The 1831-nt window shown below is 55.1% G+C and carries 1 protein-coding gene; it reads right to left on the reverse strand.

The features are described 5' to 3' along the window. Nucleotides 1–4: 4 nt before the first annotated feature. Nucleotides 5–1654 (reverse strand): S-layer homology domain-containing protein, encoded by a 1650-nt coding sequence (locus tag QZL67_RS06940; protein WP_022290014.1) that lies wholly within the window; start codon nucleotides 1652–1654, stop codon nucleotides 5–7. Nucleotides 1655–1831: the final 177 nt, after the last annotated feature.

The raw sequence follows: 1831 nt of genomic DNA on the forward strand, positions 1-1831 counted from the left end.
GGCGTTAACCGATGAACTGAATGTTGGCATCCACCTTGCCGCCAATCCCGTCGATGGAGCAGCTGCTGGAAAACTGCCAGATATCCATTTGATAGTAGAACCCGGGATAGAGCTTTGTGGAAGATGCACTCTTATACTCCGGATACCAGATGGGATAGTCCGTCAACTGAGGCAGGTTAAACTTGTTGTAGCCCACATACTGGCTCATGTAGATCATAGGCTGATAGCCGGCCGCCTCGATCCGTTTGCAAAACGCCAGAGCGCAGGCAGTCGCCACCTCGGGAGAAATGCCGTAGACCCGATAGGTAGAATCGTGCATCTCCCAGTCATAAGCCACCGGGCCGGAGATCTCATGTCCTTTCAGCAGGCTGATGACATAATCTGCCTCTTCCACAGCCTCCTCCACCGTGATAGCCTGAGAGAAGATGTACACGCCGGTGTCAATTCCGGCAGCCATGGCACCGTCAATATTTTTTGCGTAGAACGCATCGGAGACCAGACTTCCGGAAGTATAGCCCCGCAGTCCCACACGGACCATGGCAAAGTCCACGCCGTCCGCCGCCACGGCCTCCCAGTCAATGGTGTTGTTCTCACTGGCCCGGTTCTGATAGGCAGAGACGTCAATGCCAAACCGGGTTTTATATGCTCCGCCCACATAGTTCAGCCGATCACCGTCCCAGACAAAGTCTCCCTGCGACAGGCTGTTGTGGTCCACACCGTCATAGAGGGGGACCTGATATCCGTTATAGCTCACATAGCCATAAGAGTCCACCCACGGATACGTCCCGGAGGGCGTGGAGGACGAGTTGCTGTCCGGGTTCTGGGGCGTGCTCGGCTCCGTGGTACCCTGCTCCGAACCGTTGACCACGGTAATGGCCGCTCCGCCAAAGTTCCGCACATCACCTTGGATCGTCACATTCTCCAGTGAAACCGTCCCCTGAACGCCGGGGGCCAGGATCAGATCGCCGCTGATCTTCATATTCTCCAGTGTAGCCCCGCCGGAGGAGTTGATCATCAGCGTACCATTAGTATCTTTGGAATACGGGGTAGTGGACTGCACCAGCACATCCACCATATTGCTCAAAATGTTTACGATCTCGGCCCGCGTAATGGGATCTGTCGGCCGGAAATAGCCGTTCTTGGAGTCCGTAATATACCCCCGCCGGGTCATCTCCGCCACATACCCCTTGGCATACTCCGCCACCTGATCTCCATCTGCATAGGTAAGGGTTGTGGTCTCTCCCTCGATTTGGAAAGACCGGGCGATCATCGCCACCGCCTGCTGGCGGGTGATGGTGTCGGCAGGCAACGCCATGCCGTTGTTGCCCAGATATACGCCGGAGGCATGGAGCTTTAGGATCTCCGTCTCCCAATAGGTTCTCGGCGTATCGGAAAATGTAGAGGCAGGCGAAACCGTCTGGAATTTTAAAAAGCGGTCCAGGATTCCGGCAAAAGCCCCGCGGGTGATGGACTGATCCGGCCGGAAGGTTCCGTCGTCATAGCCGTTGATGATTCCGTATTCCTCACTCCATTTGGAGATCGCGTTCTCCGCCCAGTGCCCGGATGTATCCGAAAAAGCAGCGGCCTGGGTAAAGGTCAGTGCCCCGGCCAGCACAGCGGCCAGCAGCCGTTTCGGCAGTTGAATGTGTCCCATGGAAGTTCCTTTCTGTCTTTTTTTGTCGGCGGCACTGTAAAAAAGCACCGCGGCCCATGGGCCGCGGTGTTATGTTACCTTTCCTGTAAAAGGCGCAGCGCCTTTTTTTATTATAGTCAAAGTACGGTTTTCGGTCAATATGAAATCTTGTTTTTATGGAAACTGGTAAAAGCTGTC

Origin of the sequence: Oscillibacter sp. CAG:155, assembly GCA_000436875.1 — a bacterium.
Taxonomy (GTDB): domain Bacteria; phylum Bacillota; class Clostridia; order Oscillospirales; family Oscillospiraceae; genus Oscillibacter.